The sequence below is a fragment of the Burkholderia sp. Ac-20353 genome (assembly GCF_017104785.1).
Classification (GTDB): Bacteria; Pseudomonadota; Gammaproteobacteria; order Burkholderiales; family Burkholderiaceae; genus Burkholderia.
Map to the genome: position 1 here is coordinate 1 of NZ_JAAGPL010000472.1, position 1,292 is coordinate 1,292.

General features: G+C 71.6%; 1 protein-coding gene and 1 pseudogene. Both read right to left on the reverse strand.

Features of this window, described 5'->3' with window-relative positions; genetic code table 11:
- Nucleotides 1–483: UvrD-helicase domain-containing protein (locus G3N94_RS41380; RefSeq protein ID WP_205799915.1), on the reverse strand; the 483-nt coding region annotated here is incomplete at its 3' end.
- A pseudogene (locus tag G3N94_RS41385) lies at nucleotides 480–1,292 on the reverse strand (exodeoxyribonuclease V subunit gamma); the annotation flags it as partial. The gene G3N94_RS41380 and the pseudogene G3N94_RS41385, both read right to left, overlap by 4 nt.

Sequence of the window (1,292 nt, forward strand, 5' to 3'; positions counted from 1 at the left end):
TGCGTCGTCGGCTTCCATTTCGAACGCGAACGGCATCGCGGCCGCGAACGGCGCCTCCTGCAGCGCGCGCTGGCAGAACGCGTGGATCGTGTGGATCGCGGCCTGGTCGAACGCGCGGAGCGCGCGCCGGATCCGCTTCGCGGCCGTCTCGGGATCGAGCATGCCGCCGTCGCCGAGCGTCGTTTCGACGAGGCGCGTGATGAACGGGTCGCCGCCGTCGTCGCCCGTATCGAGCGCATGCGCAAGCTGCGCGAGGCGGCCGCGGATCCGCTCGTGCAGCTCGGCGGTCGCCGCTTTCGTGAAGGTCACGACGAGAATCTGGTCCGCGCCGAGATCCTTTTCGAGCAGCAGGCGTACGTACAGCGCGCAGATGTTCCATGTCTTGCCGGTGCCCGCCGACGCCTCGATCTGGTTGACGCCGTCGAGCGGACATGCGAACACGTCGAGCTCGAACGCCGCGAGCGGATGCGATGTGCCGCTCATGACGCGTCCCTCAGATGTTCGACGAGCGGCTCGAACACGAGCCGCGCGAGCGTGCCGAACGGTTCGTCGAGCGACGGGTTCGCGCCGCGCCACGCAATCGCGATGGCGGGATCGTCGGCTTCGCTCACGACCCGGTCGTTGATCCAGACACTTGCGGCCTTGGCCTCGCTGTCGGTCACCCGGGCCCACGCGCTGCGCGGGAAGAAGCGCAGCGGCATGCGCCGGCCCGCGCGGAACAGCGCGGCAAGCGGCGCGAGGCTCGCGTGCGGCGCCGCGACAGGCGTGAGCTCGAATGCGCCGCCGCTGCCGAACCACAGCGTGCGGCGCGGCCCGTCCGGCACCACCGCGCAATAGACGAGATGCGCGAGCCACGCGGACAGGTAATCCCGCGCGCTCGGCCGCGCATAGCGATAGATGACCTGGCCCGCGGCCGTCAGCCGGTTCAGCGTGCCGTGCAGCGCGAGCGGCGCGCTCACCGCATCGCGCGCGAGCGCCGCATCGTCGGCGCCGAACAGCGGCTGCTCGGTATCGGGCCAGACCGGCGTGACTTCGAGCGAAAACGGCAGCCGCTCGGTGCCGTCGGCAAGCGCGCGCCGCACGTTCGCCGCCAATTGCGTCAGCGACCCGAGCGCCTGGTCGCGCCAGACCGCACCCGTCGCGCCGCCCGGCAGTTCCGGACTCGCGTCCGCGATGCGCAGCGCGTGATCGCGCGCGGCCGCTTCGCCCGACTCGATCAGCAGCGGCAGTACGCGCTCCGCGAGCGCGTCGCTGCCGGCGAAGTCGAGCGCGAACGGCTCGGTGTCGAGATC